The sequence below is a fragment of the Kushneria phyllosphaerae genome (assembly GCF_900312995.1).
GTDB classification, from domain to species: Bacteria; Pseudomonadota; Gammaproteobacteria; order Pseudomonadales; family Halomonadaceae; genus Kushneria; species Kushneria phyllosphaerae.
In genome coordinates this window covers 134572-147972 of sequence record NZ_ONZI01000002.1, presented here as the reverse complement: position 1 = coordinate 147972, position 13401 = coordinate 134572, and the positions used below count along the sequence as shown (strand labels likewise).

13 protein-coding genes are annotated in these 13401 nt (G+C 57.3%); 10 read left to right on the top strand and 3 right to left on the bottom strand.

Annotation, left to right across the window (positions count from 1 at the left end):
- Complete coding sequence (locus KSP9073_RS06545; protein WP_108842184.1) at positions 1-1809, bottom strand: assimilatory sulfite reductase (NADPH) flavoprotein subunit; 1809 nt, start codon at positions 1807-1809, stop codon at positions 1-3.
- Positions 1810-2438: 629 nt separating this feature from the next.
- Here KSP9073_RS06545 and yegS point away from each other — a divergent pair.
- Both yegS and KSP9073_RS06535 read left to right on the top strand, forming a co-directional pair.
- Positions 2439-3368, top strand: coding sequence for a lipid kinase YegS (gene yegS, locus KSP9073_RS06540; RefSeq protein ID WP_165814184.1), 930 nt, complete (start codon positions 2439-2441; stop codon positions 3366-3368).
- 276 nt (positions 3369-3644) lie between these two features.
- A complete protein-coding gene (locus tag KSP9073_RS06535) occupies positions 3645-4076 on the top strand; it encodes a hypothetical protein (RefSeq protein ID WP_108842182.1) in 432 nt (143 codons plus the stop codon).
- Positions 4077-4212: 136 nt separating this feature from the next.
- Here KSP9073_RS06535 and KSP9073_RS06530 read toward each other — a convergent pair whose 3' ends face one another.
- Positions 4213-4419, bottom strand: coding sequence for a cold-shock protein (locus KSP9073_RS06530; protein WP_108842782.1), 207 nt, complete (start codon positions 4417-4419; stop codon positions 4213-4215).
- A 219-nt stretch (positions 4420-4638) separates the two neighbouring features.
- On the opposite strand from KSP9073_RS06530, the gene KSP9073_RS06525 reads away from it, so the two are divergent.
- The 6 genes from KSP9073_RS06525 to KSP9073_RS06500 all read left to right on the top strand — a co-directional run bounded on the left by KSP9073_RS06525 (position 4639) and on the right by KSP9073_RS06500 (position 8702).
- On the top strand, positions 4639-5478 hold the full coding sequence (locus KSP9073_RS06525; RefSeq protein ID WP_108842181.1) for an isopenicillin N synthase family dioxygenase: 840 nt from the start codon (positions 4639-4641) through the stop codon (positions 5476-5478).
- Positions 5475-5942 (top strand): GNAT family N-acetyltransferase, encoded by a 468-nt coding sequence (locus tag KSP9073_RS06520; RefSeq protein ID WP_108842180.1) that lies wholly within the window; start codon positions 5475-5477, stop codon positions 5940-5942. The genes KSP9073_RS06525 and KSP9073_RS06520 overlap by 4 nt, the downstream gene beginning before the upstream one ends.
- 87 nt (positions 5943-6029) lie before the next feature.
- Complete coding sequence (locus tag KSP9073_RS06515; RefSeq protein ID WP_108842179.1) at positions 6030-6461, top strand: NINE protein; 432 nt, start codon at positions 6030-6032, stop codon at positions 6459-6461.
- 23 nt (positions 6462-6484) lie between these two features.
- Positions 6485-7423 (top strand): cation diffusion facilitator family transporter, encoded by a 939-nt coding sequence (locus KSP9073_RS06510; protein WP_108842178.1) that lies wholly within the window; start codon positions 6485-6487, stop codon positions 7421-7423.
- Positions 7424-7461: 38 nt separating this feature from the next.
- Positions 7462-8031: an exopolysaccharide biosynthesis protein gene (locus KSP9073_RS06505; protein WP_108842177.1), complete on the top strand. Its 570-nt coding sequence runs from the start codon at positions 7462-7464 to the stop codon at positions 8029-8031.
- A gap of 101 nt (positions 8032-8132) precedes the next feature.
- A complete protein-coding gene (locus KSP9073_RS06500) occupies positions 8133-8702 on the top strand; it encodes an exopolysaccharide biosynthesis protein (RefSeq protein WP_165814183.1) in 570 nt (189 codons plus the stop codon).
- 126 nt (positions 8703-8828) lie between these two features.
- Here the strand turns inward: KSP9073_RS06500 and KSP9073_RS06495 are convergent, their stop codons facing one another.
- On the bottom strand, positions 8829-10763 hold the full coding sequence (locus tag KSP9073_RS06495) for a transglycosylase SLT domain-containing protein (protein WP_243409147.1): 1935 nt from the start codon (positions 10761-10763) through the stop codon (positions 8829-8831).
- A 191-nt stretch (positions 10764-10954) separates the two neighbouring features.
- Here KSP9073_RS06495 and KSP9073_RS06490 point away from each other — a divergent pair, with 191 nt between their 5' ends.
- Complete coding sequence (locus KSP9073_RS06490) at positions 10955-11281, top strand: YkvA family protein (RefSeq protein ID WP_108842174.1); 327 nt, start codon at positions 10955-10957, stop codon at positions 11279-11281.
- Positions 11282-11455: 174 nt separating this feature from the next.
- Entirely contained in the window at positions 11456-13339 is a 1884-nt protein-coding gene (gene htpG / locus KSP9073_RS06485) for a molecular chaperone HtpG (protein ID WP_108842173.1), read from the top strand.
- Positions 13340-13401: the final 62 nt, after the last annotated feature.

The following is a 13401-nucleotide window of genomic DNA, read 5'->3' as shown; positions in this document are numbered from 1 at the left end:
TCAGTATACGTCCCGCTGGTAGCGTTTGGACTGCTGGAGGTCGCGGACATACTGGGCGGCGGCGTCCTCATCAAGACCACCGTGCTCCCTGGCAATATCCAGCAGCGCCTGATGGACGTCGGCTGCCATACGCTCGCCATCGCCACAGACATAAAAATGGGCGCCACGCTCAAGCCAAGCGTAGAGCTCTGCCCCTTTTTCCCGCATGCGATCCTGGACGTAAACCTTCTCGGCCTGATCGCGTGAAAAGGCAACGTCCAGACGTGTCAGCAGGCCTTTCTCTCGCCAGTTCAGCCATTCGGCCTGATAGAGAAAGTCGGTATGAAAATGCTGGTCGCCAAAGAAAAGCCAATTGTCGCCGTCGGCGCCCGCATCGTCACGCTCCTGCATGAAGGCGCGAAAGGGTGCCACACCCGTTCCCGGACCTACCATGATCATCGGCGTGCCGTGGTCGTGCGGCAGCTTGAAGTTCTTGTTGCGATCGACATAGATCGGGATCTTGTCACCGGGCTGTACGTGCTCGGAGAGATAGCCGGTCGTCACGCCATTGCGTGCCCGGCCGTGCGCTTCGTAGCGAACGACACCAACGGTCAGATGCACTTCATCGGGTTCGGCATTATAGCTTGAGGCGATCGAGTACAGCCGCGGCGGCAGCTTGCGCAGCGCCTTGGTAAAGGTGGCGGCATCCAGATTGTCGACCGGGAACTGCTCGATCACGTCGATGATATGACGACCATAGACCCAGTTTTTGAACTCATCACGCGCTTCATCGCTCAGAATACGACGCAGTTCAGCGTCATCGCTGAGTTCGGCCCATTTTTCCAGAAACGGTCGTGTCAGCGTGGTGACTTCAAACTCGGCCAGCAGCGCATCGCGTACCTTGCTGCCGGTGTCCAGCTCGGTGTCGTGACTGATTCTGAGTTTTTCCAGAAGCTCATCGACATAGTCTGGATCGTTTTGTGGTACGACCCCCAGCGCATCACCGGGCTCATAGACAAGGCCTGAATCCTCCAGCGACAGCTCGATATGACGGGTTTCCTTGCTGGAACCGTCGTCATTGAGCACCACCGTATCGAGAATCTCGGCATAGAAGGGGTTTTTCTTCGACCACTGGCTTTCACCGGCCGATGCCGCGGGCGAACCCTGATCGGCGGCTGCCGTCGTCGCACCGGAGAGTTCGGCGTAGCGAGCCAGCACGGTTTCAATCCAGGCTTCTGCCGGCTCTTCATAGTCAACGTCGCAATCAATGCGATCGCTGATCCGTTCAGCGCCGAGTTCGGCCAGGCGGGCATCGAATTCCTTGCCCATCTGACAGAACTGGTCATAGCTTGAGTCGCCCAGACCCAGAACGGCAAAGCGATGGCCGTCGAGTTTGGGGGCCTTGCGGCCATTGATCAGCTCGTAAAAGCCTATCGCCGTATCCGGCGGGTCGCCTTCACCCTGAGTACTGACCACGACCACCAGGTTGGTGGGATCCTTGAGATCCTTTTTGGTGGCGTCGGCCATGTCGAGCAGGCGAACATTGAAGCCATGAGCCTTGGCGCGATCGCGGGCCTGTTCGGCCACACCTTCAGCGTTGCCGGTCTGGCTGCCATACAATACGGTAATTTCGGGTAGTGCGGAGGCGGTCTGTGGTGCACCTGCAGGTGACGCAGCGCTCAGCTGGCCGCCGGACGCATTGAGTCCGGCGAGATACCCACTCAGCCAGGTCATCTGATCGCGATCCATGCCGCCCAGCACGTCATTGAGACGCTGGGCCTGATCGCCATTCAGAGGACTGTTGGTGTCGAGCAGGGGGCCTTGTGACATCGTGGATATCCTCATCTGTCCCCGTGGGAGGAAGGCGAATGCTAGCGACCTCCCCAATGAATTAAAAGGTATAAATTATAATGCTTTTATAATTTAAAGGAATTAAAAAGGCAGGTCAGGACTGCCGTCATTCTCGCTCGGGCTGCTCGGGCCATGACAGCATCATGACAACCCTGTTCATGCCAGTAGCACCCGATGGCAGGTATGCATGATTCGATGGCACATGATATGACCCTTGAACCGGCGTTTCTCGAGCAGGTGCCGGGAAAACGAGGAGAATGTAGCATGCCTTCGACCTTCGACATCAGGCCGTTGCGAGCGAAAATTGTGATCGTGCGCTCGGATGATAAAAGCGACGGAGTATACCTGCATCCAGGAGGCGGTACGAACCCTGTGCGCTGATGAGCGTCAAAAGTCATCGATGGCCGGTTAAGGTAATCTGTCGATGAGGAGAGCGTTCACTGTTTTGGCATGAGCAATAACGCCCTGGTGAATCACGGCATCTCTCATTCGGGCATGGCAATGTGGCCATGATGGGAGGGATGCATTATCTCGGTGAGCGCCTGCTAAAATAGAGTTCATCTACTGGTGTACCGATGTCTCTCAATGACATGAAAAGGAGTGCGAGATTGAATTTCTGGCTGATTGTGAATGGCAAGGGAGTCGGGAATCCTGAGCTGCGTGAGGCAGTAGATCGCATTCGAAATGAGGGCGTGAATCTTTCGGTTCGCGTCACCTGGGAAAGTGGTGATATTGCCCGCTTTCTTGAAGAGGCGGTGGATCAAGGCCTGGATCGCATAATCGTGGCGGGCGGCGACGGTACACTTCATGAGGCTACCAATGCGCTGATGGGCATCGAGTCATCGAAGCGGCCCGCACTTGGCATCATCCCCATGGGCACGGCAAACGACTTTGCCACTGCAACGGGTATCCCGGGCCCGCCCCTTGATGCCCTTTCTCTGGCAGTTCACGGCACACCGCGTGCCATCGATGTCGCTCGCATTAACGATCTCTATTTTCTGAATATGGCCTCCGGCGGGTTTGGCGCCAAGGTGACCAGCGACACACCCCCTGCTCTGAAAAAACTGCTGGGTGGTGGCGCGTATTCGCTGGTAGGTATCATGCAGGCATGGCGCTTTGAGCCCTTTCGCTGCCATTTACAGACCCGCGATGGCAATTACGAGCGTGATTTGATTGTGCTGGCGATCGGCAACGGCCGACAGGCAGGGGGCGGGCAGGAGCTGACGCCGCGCGCACTTCTCAATGATGGCCTGCTGGATGTGCTGACGGTGGAGTCCTTCTCTTTAAGCCGGGTTGGCAACGCCATCCATGAGCTGCGAGAACTGCCCATCGATGGAAAACTGGTGCGTTACCATCAGCTGACCTCGATGGATTTTCAGAGCGAAACGCCGCTGCCCATTAACCTGGATGGTGAATTTCACGAGTTTACTCAGGCAAGAATAGAGGTATGTCCGGGTGCTCTGACGATCATTCTTCCTGATGAGTGCCAGCTCATGTATGAAGGCAAGCCGGCAAACCGGCAGGGGCGAGGGCGCTGACCTGAAAACGGCGGTCTTTCATGATGGCTGGCATTAACCTGAACGTTACAAAATGACGACGGTACGCCGGTGAAGGCATGACTATAAGTAGTGTGCACCTTAATGCTGCACGGTGGTGGTACGGAGTCTGTGCTATAGGCATGATCGCCATAGCCGGTGCATGCAGGTAGGGTGCGGGCAATAGTGGCTTTTGGCCCGGAGCCCCTTTGTCAGCGCAATATCTGTTTGAAATCGTTGATTTAAAGTCGTCAATTTGAAGTGGTCAGGGAGATATTCATGAAAGGGAAAACAATTGCGGCAGCAAGCCTTGCCTTTGCCATGGCGCTCGGTCTGAGTGCCTGCGGTCAGGATGATCCGGCCGATGAGGCAAGCGAACAGGCTCAGGAAGCCAATCAGAACAGCCATTCCATGGACGGTGAAGGTGCCAACGCGACCTCTGAAGGTGCTGCTGATCAGGCCGGTAACGATATGAGCGATGACACCATGGGCTCCGATAGCGGCGACACCGGTACCATGTCTGAAGAGGGTGGCGATGAGGATGCCGGCACCATGCAGGGCATGAACGAGTCTCAGGACAGCACGGATGAGAGTACCGGGACTCGGGAGGGCGGCACAGGCCATACGGCCACCAATACCGGCTCATCGGCGGCCATGAGCCAAGCCGGAGAGGCTGATCAGTTCAACGACTCATCAAGCAACACGCAGTAAACTGGCAGGGCAGGCCGTGATGCGGTCTGCCGACTCGGTCGGTGAAAATGCCTTTCATTACCCGCCGACCACAGGACATAAAAAAGCCCGCGCCATGGCGCGGGCTTTTTGCAAGGCGGATATGCTGATGTGGTGATCAGTCAACGGCCTTGATGTTGGCGGCCTGAAGGCCTTTCTTGCCCTGAGTGACTTCAAAGGAGACCTTCTGGCCATCCTGAAGTGACTTGAAGCCTTCAGCCTGAATCTCGGAGAAGTGCGCGAAGAGATCGTCGCCACCGTCATCGGGAGAGATAAAGCCGAATCCCTTTGTGTCGTTAAACCATTTGACAGTACCGGTTGCCATCTTTGATGTCCTTGCCTTATTTGCAGTGATACCGAGCCGCAGCCCGTTTATGCCTTGGGCTTTAAGAAGGAACATGATCGATACCTCGATCAGGAAATTCTTCTCTAAAGCTACCTTCTGAAGCATGATTCAGGATCCTGAGAAAGGTCAAGGGCAATTTGCCAATCTTCAGGTGCATGCCATTATGCATGTGAACGATCAGCATTGGAGGCAGGGTTGATGAACGTCCAGAACGTCGATTATCAGGATGCACAGGCAGCACAACAGTTTACTCAATCATTGCGCGAGACCGGCTTTGGTGTGGTGCGCAACCACCCGGTGCCAGAGGCACTGGTTGAACGAATCTATGCCGGGTGGGCTGCCTTTTTTGAAGGTCAGGACAAGCAGCAGTGGCGCTTTGACCCTGAAACGCACGCCGGTTTTTTCCCGGCGAGCATCTCTGAAACGGCAAAGGGGCAAACGCAAAAGGACCTCAAGGAATACTTTCATATCTATCCCGGAACCCGCGTGCCCGACAGCCTGCAGGCCGATATCGATGAGTATTACCGGATCGCGCAGGACGTGGCGACAACGCTTCTGGGCTGGATTGAAGCCAATACGCCTGCAGAGGTCTCAAAGCGGTTTAGTGAAGCGCTCTCCAGCATGATTGCCGACAGCCAGCAGACCTTGCTGCGCGTGCTTTATTATCCGCCCTTTGAAGGCAATGAAGGGGAAGGGGCGGTGCGCGCAGGCGCTCATGAGGACATCAATCTGATTACTGTATTGCCGGCCTCCAATGAAGCCGGCCTCGAGGTCAGGGGACGTGACGGCCAGTGGCTGCCTGTGCCCTGTGATCCGGGACAGCTGATCATCAACGTGGGCGACATGCTGCAGGAAGCCTCCGACGGATATTTTCCGTCCACTACCCATCGGGTGGTCAATCCCGAAGGGGTATCGCGCCAGCGCGCGCGGCTTTCCCTGCCGCTTTTCTTGCATCCCCGTCCCGATGTGGTGCTTTCCGAGCGCTACAGCGCCGATGGCTATCTCAAGGAAAGGCTCAGGGAGCTGGGTGTGTCATGAGTGCTGTCACCTCACAGCCGCAGTGGCCGCTGGGCTGGCGACCCGGTAATCACACGGATGATCTGCGTTTTGCCCAGCAGCTGGTAGAGGAGACCATGTCTCCCTATTGGCAAAAACGACGCATGGTCTTTAGCCGTCAGCTTTTCAGGGAGCAGTGGGTGCGGCTTGAAACGGCCATCATCGTGCGCAATGAGCAAAGGGCCGGATTGATTGCCTGGGATGTAGAGAAGGGCATTCATCACCTTCGCGAACTGCACCTGACAGCGCCCTGGCGAGGTCAGGGCATTGGAGGGGAGGTGCTGACCCACTGGATTGAACGACAGGAGGCGCTGGGGGCCACACGGATGCGTCTCAAGGTCTTTGCCGAAAACCCTGCGCGTCGCCTCTATGAGCGCATGGGGTTTCAGGCCATGACAAATTCAAGTGACATATCGGGGCTTTTGCACATGGAGCGTCGCTCGTGATCCTGTGTCGTTGCCCTGTCCGGCATTGACTGTTTCAGTGCCTGCCACCATATCGGGTGCAGTCCTCATCATTTAAAAGGCAATGTCATGTCTGCACCCAACCACGTTACGCACGCCAACGCTGCCACACAGGGCACCCACAACATGCTGATGGGTTATCTGCTGTGGCTTTTCGGTTTTACCGGTGCGCACCGCTTCTATTACGGCAAGCCCATTACGGGAACGATCTGGTTTTTTACCTTTGGTCTTTTCCTGATTGGCTGGATTGTCGATCTCTTTCTTATCCCGCTCATGGATCGTCAGGCGGACCTTCGCTTTCAGCGCGGCAGCAGAAGCTACACCGTGACCTGGATACTGCTGACTTTCCTCGGGGTTCTGGGGCTTCATCGCATGTACATGGGTAAATGGATCACGGGGGTCATTTATCTGCTGACCGGCGGGCTTTTTCTGCTGGGCGTGCTCTATGATTTCTGGACGCTCAACGATCAGTTGTCGACCAAACACGAACGTGAGCGATAGTCTCCGGTAAAGGAATTTTTTGCATGGCTTCTGAATCAAAAGCCGTTATTTATGCGGCAATGGCCGGTAACCTGGCCGTTGCCATTACCAAGTTTGTGGCCGCTGCCATGACCGGCAGCTCGGCCATGCTCTCCGAAGGCATTCATTCGGTAGTGGATACCGGCAATCAGGTGCTGCTGCTATTTGGAATGCACCGTGCTCGCAGGCCTCCGGACCGTGACTTTCCCTTTGGCTATGGCAAGGAGGTGTACTTCTGGAGTTTCGTGGTCGCCATTCTGATTTTTGCCATCGGGGCAGGGGTGTCGTTTTACGAAGGCGTGGTGCATGTCATGTCGCCCGAGCCCATGTCATCGCCTTTGATCAACTACATTGTGCTGGGGCTGGCCATTCTTTTTGAAGGCGCCTCCTGGCTTTTTGCCCTGCACGGCTTTCGCAAGGCCAAGGGCAAATGGGGGTATGTCGAGGCCGTACAGCGCGGCAAGGACCCTTCGCTTTTTATGGTGCTGTTTGAGGATTCGGCGGCCATGCTGGGGCTGATGGTCGCGCTCGGCGGTGTCTGGTTGAGTCAGTTCACGGGTAATCCGGTTTTTGATGGCGTGGCTTCCATCGTCATCGGTCTGATACTGGCGGGCACGGCGGTATGGCTTGCCATTGAAACCAAGGGCCTGTTGATTGGTGAAAGCGCCAATCGCCGGGTCGTGGACGATATTCGTGACATTGTTGGCCGCCATCCCCAGGTCGAAGTGGTCAATGAAGTACTGACCATGCATATGGGGCCGGATTTCATTCTGGTCAATTTAAGCGTGCGTTTTAATCGCAGCATGCCGGCGGAAAGGCTCGAGCAGGTGATTGCCGAGCTGGATCAAAGCCTCAAGCAACAGCATGACGAGATCAAACGGATCTTTATCGAGGCCGAATCAAGCCTTGAAGGCAGCGCGTCAGCTCCAGAGGAGAAGGCCTGACGCCTGTTTTCTCATTCACGACGGCAATACGGATAGTCATGACAGAAACTACCAGACTCAGCGAGCTGATGACGTCGCTGGACGATGAGCACGAGGGCAACGATGTCAGTATTAATGACATTCTGAAAACCTTTGAGTCCCGTGGGTTCGGGCCGCTGCTGGTCATTCCCTCGCTTTTGGCACTGGTGTGCCCGGTGCCCGGCATTCCGACCGCCTGCGGATTGTTCATGGCACTGATCGCCATTCAGCAGGTCTTCGGGCGCACTCACCCCTGGCTCCCGTCGCGCCTGCGGGAGGTCTCCATCGGCGCCGATCGTTTCCATCGCATGGTGGTTCGCATCGGGCCCTGGGCCAAACGCTTTGAGTACCTGTTCAAGCCGCGGCTGGAATTCATGAATACCAATGCCGCTCGACGCGTTGTCGCCGTCTTGATCACACTGCTGAGCCTGTCGATGGCGCCGCTGGAGCTTTTGCCCTTTGCAGCCGCCTTGCCTGCCGGAATGCTGCTGCTGATCGCACTGGGCATGATCGCGCGGGATGGTCTGGTAGTACTGGCAGGACTGGCCGTGGCCATCGTTGGTGGTGGATGGCTTGCCATGCTGATTTAGGCGTAGTGTCCCGCGATCAGAATGACCACGAGGGCGCCCATGATGTCGCTGAGGGTAGCGCGCATCGGCACCGGATTCATGACAGGGCAGCACGGATATTCATGGCAGAAACCATCAGACTCAGCGAGCTGATGACATCGCTGGATAAACAGCACGAGGGCAGTGAGGTCAGTTTTGATGATCTCATGACGATCTTTCACTCGCGAAGCTTCGGCCCCTTGCTCGTCATACCGCCGGTAATTGCGCTGGCACTGCCCATTTTCGGGCTGCCGACCCTGTGCGGCGTGGTAACGGCGCTGGTGGCCATTCAGCAGGTCATGGGCCGCAGCAACCCCTGGTTGCCTCGACGTCTGCGTCAGCTTTCGATCAATGGCCAGCGCTTTCATCGAACCGTGGAGAAGGTCAATCCCTGGGTGATGCGGCTGGAGCGGCTTTTCAGACCTCGTCTGGCCTTCATGGACAATGAGGTCATTCATCGCGTCGTGGCGATGTTTATCGTGTTGATCAGCCTGTCCATTCCCTTCGTCGAGCCACTGCCGATGGGGCCTGCGTTGCCCTGCGCCATGCTGATGCTGGTGGCGCTGGGCATGCTGATGCGTGATGGTCTGGCCGTTTTGATTGGCCTGGTGGTTGCCGTGGGGGGAATGGCGTCACTGTTGCTGCTGCTATAAATCGGTGGCTGCTATAAACGTGACTGTGATCAGGGTGGCAGTTGTAAAAAAAGCGAGTGTTATAAAATGCGTGTTATAAAAAAAGGGGCCCTGCAACAGGGCCCCTTTTTGTTTGCAGTGCATCCTTCAGCGCTGAAGAGCACCGTTATATCGTGTCGTGCGCTCGTGTTCGCTCATCATGTGCACGCCCTGTGTCGTGCCTTTTGCCAGTCCTTCGAAGATGGCGCGATAGGTCAGGACTGCCTGCACGTATTCGCGCGTCTCGCGAAAGGGAATCTCCTCGACAAAAAGATCGAAGGGTTCATCGCTGTCGGCCAGCCAGCGATCCACGCGCCCCGGCCCCGCGTTGTAGGCTGCCGCAGCCGCAATGCGATTGCCACTGTAGCGTGCAGCCATGTCACGGATATAGGCACTGCCCAGCATGACATTGGTGTTGGGGTCTTCAAGGCTTGTCACGCCCTGCCAGGCCACGCCCAGCTGCTGGCTGACATGCTGTCCGGTCCCGGGCATCAACTGCATGAGACCGCGAGCGCCGACTGGTGACTGTGCCTGCGGGTTAAAGGAGCTCTCGCGCCTTGCCAGCGCCATCAGCAGCCATGGGTCGACGTTGCGTGCCTGTCCCCATTTCTGGAAAAGATCGACGTAGCCCTGCGGGAAGCGCCAGTCGAGGGCGTCCCAGTGATCGCCTCGAATGGCGGCGTAAATGGTCAGGTCATACCATCCCTGGCTGAGCGCGTATTGTGTCAGCGTCGGGTGCTGCGCTTTGGGCAGGTGGCGCATCAGGTAGTACCACTCGGCGCGAGCAAGGCCCGGCTCGTTGATGCGATACAACGCCGCAATTCGGCGCATCGAGGGCAGGCTGGCGGCGTCTTTTAGATCGTGCTCGGCAATCGTGACCCGCTCGTTTTCAAGTGCATAGGGTTGATGAAGACGATCGGCAGCAGCAAAACCGAAAAAGCTGCGCTGGCCGGCCGCAATCTGCCAGGCCTGACGGGCGCCGGTGTCATTGCCCAGCTGCTCGCGCGCGCGACCCAGCCAGTACTGCCAGTGGGCGTCGCGGCGGTCGTCTTCCTTCATGCGCTCGATCCATGCCGCTACCTCGTGCCACTGACGGTGCTCAAGCGCCTTGCGCGTACGAAGCTCCAGCAGATCCTGATCACCCAGCTGTGCCGCGGCGGCATCGGCCCATGAGGCGTTGGAGTCGATATCGCGTACCAGCGAATAGAAGGCCAGGTCGTGCTCGATGTCATGGCGCTGCTCGTCGGTCAACGGGGAACGGGATTTGACCTCACGCCAGGCCATCAGCGCCCGGGCAGTATCCTGGCGGACAAGGCGTGCCATGGCGGCGCTATAAAGCGAAGACACGCCCGGCATATCGTGGTGGACAAGATCGGGGAGTTCGGTAATGCGGCCAGGGTCGTTTTGCAGGCGCTCGAACAGGGCCCGCTGGGGTTGCCAGCTCAGGGGTAATTCGTCCGGCAGGTAGCGCGCCATGGTGTCTTCCCCGGCGCGCCAGGCAAGCATCAGCCGCGACCAGATATCGGCGCCGGTAATGGTGCCGTTGGCACGAAGCTGATCAAACAGCGGATCACAGGCCGAAGGCTGGGAGTGGCCGACCAGCCACAGCTCGCGGCCCCCAATGGCGGCGCGCTGAGGTTGCTGGCCCAGCAGCGCCCGATAGTACCAGCACTGACGTGTGGTGCCCTGCGGGACGCCATCACTGACGGCCAGAAAATCATCGAATTGCTGGCGCGCACCCCATGTATCCTGGGCCACACCGCGCATCCACTCGGACAGTACCGAGTTCTCATGGCGCTTTAGATAGTCATTGATGACGGCCGGCGATACCCCCGGCAGGCGTGCCTTGAGTTCGTGATACTCGACATAGCCTTCCAGCACATGACCTTCAATAGCATCATGATCAACCTGATCCCACTGGTGGGCACGAGCGGCCTCAAAGGCCTGAGTAAAGCCCTGGTCACTGGCCCACGCCGGTGCGGCAATGCCTGCAGCCAGCATGACGCCCAGCCAGCGCCTGGATAATCTGTACGTAACCCTCACCCGAAAACTCCTGTCAGCCATCGATATGAACCTGCACGGGACAGGCATACTGCGTCTTTGAGGCCTAGACTAATCCAGACGTTTAAAATTAACGATCCCGACAGGACGTTATCGAGTTCCTGCGGCGTTGAACAGATGCAGGCAGCAAACGGCCTTTTTGAAACAACATCCTTTATGCGGAGTATCCATCCATGGCAAAAGGTCGACTCAATCCCATCGGGCTGATTCGCGGCCGTGGTCGTGTCTACTGGCGAATTTTCAAGGCATTACGCACCTTCTTTCCCATGATGAACGACTGGCGCAAGGGCCGCTATCGGCCGCTGCCCAAAAAGGCGCTGGGACTGATGGCGCTGGCCATCGTCTATGTGGTCAGTCCCATCGATCTGATCCCGGATTTCATTCCCTTCTGGGGACTGCTTGATGATCTCGTCATCGGCGGCTGGCTTCTAGCCAAGCTCGACGAAGAGCTCGACGGTTATCGACGCTGGCGTGAAAGCGCCAACACACCCGCCGCGTAAGGGCCATTCCCTTCAAATGAGCAGCACGGCGTTGATGGATATGACGCCGTTTCTCTTGAAAAACCGGTAACTCCCCCCATAACGGGTAACACACAGCACGGCGTGGCCTGACCAGGTGTCAGGTGACGCGGTGTGTTTCACCCTGTTGATTATTGTCAGAAGAGAAATGTTGCCATGACGAGTGCGCAAGAGCAGACGCTCGGTTTCCAGACCGAAGTCAAACAGCTTCTTCACCTGATGATTAATTCCCTGTATTCCAACCGGGAAATCTTTTTGCGTGAGCTGATTTCCAACAGCGCCGACGCCTGCGACAAGCTGCGCTATCGTGCTCTGGAAAGCGACGCCCTGTATGAGGGCGATCCCGAGCTTCGCGTCGAGATCGAGTTTGATCGGGATGCCAAAACCGTCACCGTGCGTGACAACGGCATTGGCATGAATCGCGAAGACGTGATTGCCAACCTTGGCACGATTGCACGTTCCGGAACGGCCGAGTTTCTCAAGCAGATGTCCGGTGAGCAGCAAAAGGATGCCCGACTGATCGGACAGTTCGGTGTCGGCTTCTACTCGGGATTTATCGTCGCCGATGAAGTGGTGGTGCGCACGCGCTTGGCCGGTACGCCGCAGGAGCAGGGTGTGGAGTGGCGTTCGAAGGGCGAGGGTGAGTTCACCATTGTCGATATCGAGCGCGACACGCATGGCACTGAAATCGTTTTGCATCTCAAGGAGGATGCGCTCGAGTTTGCCGACGAACATCGCCTCAAGGGGCTGGTGCGCAAGTATTCCGATCATATCGAAGTGCCGGTGCGCATGCCCACCGTTCAGGAAGGCGAGGGCGAAAGCGAGGTCACCGTCACCTGGGAAACGGTCAACGAGGCTCAGGCGCTCTGGGTACGTCCGCGTACCGAGGTCAGCGACGACGAGTATAAGGCGTTTTACAAGCACGTGGCCCATGACTTCAGTGATCCACTGACCTGGAGCCACAACAAGGTCGAAGGCAAGCTCGAGTACACCAGCCTTCTCTATGTGCCGTCCCGTGCACCGTTTGATCTCTATCAGCGCGAGGGGGCTCGCGGGCTCAAGCTCTACGTCCAGCGGGTATTCATCATTGATGATGCCGAGCAGTTCCTGCCGCTGTACCTGCGCTTTGTGAAGGGTGTGGTCGACTCCAACGATCTGTCACTTAACGTCTCGCGTGAAATCCTGCAGCAGGATCCGCAGGTCGAGAAGATGAAAGGGGCGCTGACCAAGCGTGCGCTCGACATGCTGAGCAAGCTTTCAAAGGACAGTGACACCTATCAGAACTTCTGGAATCAGTTCGGTGGCGTGCTCAAGGAAGGTCCGGCAGAAGACCACAGCAATCGCGAAAAGATTGGCGGCCTGCTGCGTTTTGCCAGTACCCATACGGACAGCTCAGCCCAGAATCAGTCGCTGGCGGATTACATCTCCCGCATGAAGGAAGGTCAGCAGGGGATTTACTATATCATCGCTGACAGCTTCAATGCCGCGCGGCACAGCCCGCATCTCGAGATCTTCCGCAAGAAGGGCATCGAAGTCCTGTTGCTGTCCGACCGCATCGATGAATGGCTGATGACCCATTTCACCGAGTTTGACGGCAAGTCGCTGATCGACATCACTCGTGGTGATCTGGATTTGGGAGACATCGACAGCGAAGAGGAAAAGCAGGCGCAGCAGGAAAGCGCCAGGGCCAAGGAAGGATTGGCCGAGCGTTTCCGCGAAGCACTGGGCGATCAGGTTCAGGAAGTGCGGGTAACCCATCGCCTGACCGAGTCACCGGCCTGCGTGGTGCTGCCTGAAAACGAGATGGGCTATCAGATGCGTCGGCTGATGGAAGCTGCCGGCCAGCCGGTGCCGGAGGTCAAGCCGATTCTCGAGTTCAATCCCGATCATGCGCTGGTATCGCGACTGGAAAGCAGTGAGGGCGATGCCTTTACGGATCTGGCCCATGTGCTGTTTGATCAGGCCGTGATCGCCGAGGGCGGTCAGCTGGATGATCCGGCCGCCTATGTGCGTCGCCTCAATGCGATGCTGACCCACTAACGGGGTCCGGCCATCAGGGAATGACGGCCGCTGGTCGTCATTTCCTTCTTGTATATGGATTT

Excerpts from the sequence above, each read along its gene's own strand:
- KSP9073_RS06500 (WP_165814183.1), top strand. The coding sequence starts at position 8,133 with ATGGCAGAAACCATCAGACTCAGCGAGCTGATGACATCGCTGGATAAA.
- KSP9073_RS06530 (WP_108842782.1), bottom strand. The coding sequence starts at position 4,419 with ATGGCAACCGGTACTGTCAAATGGTTTAACGACACAAAGGGATTCGGC.
- KSP9073_RS06535 (WP_108842182.1), top strand. The coding sequence starts at position 3,645 with ATGAAAGGGAAAACAATTGCGGCAGCAAGCCTTGCCTTTGCCATGGCG.
- KSP9073_RS06510 (WP_108842178.1), top strand. The coding sequence starts at position 6,485 with ATGGCTTCTGAATCAAAAGCCGTTATTTATGCGGCAATGGCCGGTAAC.
- KSP9073_RS06505 (WP_108842177.1), top strand. The coding sequence starts at position 7,462 with ATGACAGAAACTACCAGACTCAGCGAGCTGATGACGTCGCTGGACGAT.
- KSP9073_RS06490 (WP_108842174.1), top strand. The coding sequence starts at position 10,955 with ATGGCAAAAGGTCGACTCAATCCCATCGGGCTGATTCGCGGCCGTGGT.
- KSP9073_RS06520 (WP_108842180.1), top strand. The coding sequence starts at position 5,475 with ATGAGTGCTGTCACCTCACAGCCGCAGTGGCCGCTGGGCTGGCGACCC.
- htpG (WP_108842173.1), top strand. The coding sequence starts at position 11,456 with ATGACGAGTGCGCAAGAGCAGACGCTCGGTTTCCAGACCGAAGTCAAA.
- KSP9073_RS06525 (WP_108842181.1), top strand. The coding sequence starts at position 4,639 with ATGAACGTCCAGAACGTCGATTATCAGGATGCACAGGCAGCACAACAG.
- KSP9073_RS06545 (WP_108842184.1), bottom strand. The coding sequence starts at position 1,809 with ATGTCACAAGGCCCCCTGCTCGACACCAACAGTCCTCTGAATGGCGAT.
- KSP9073_RS06515 (WP_108842179.1), top strand. The coding sequence starts at position 6,030 with ATGTCTGCACCCAACCACGTTACGCACGCCAACGCTGCCACACAGGGC.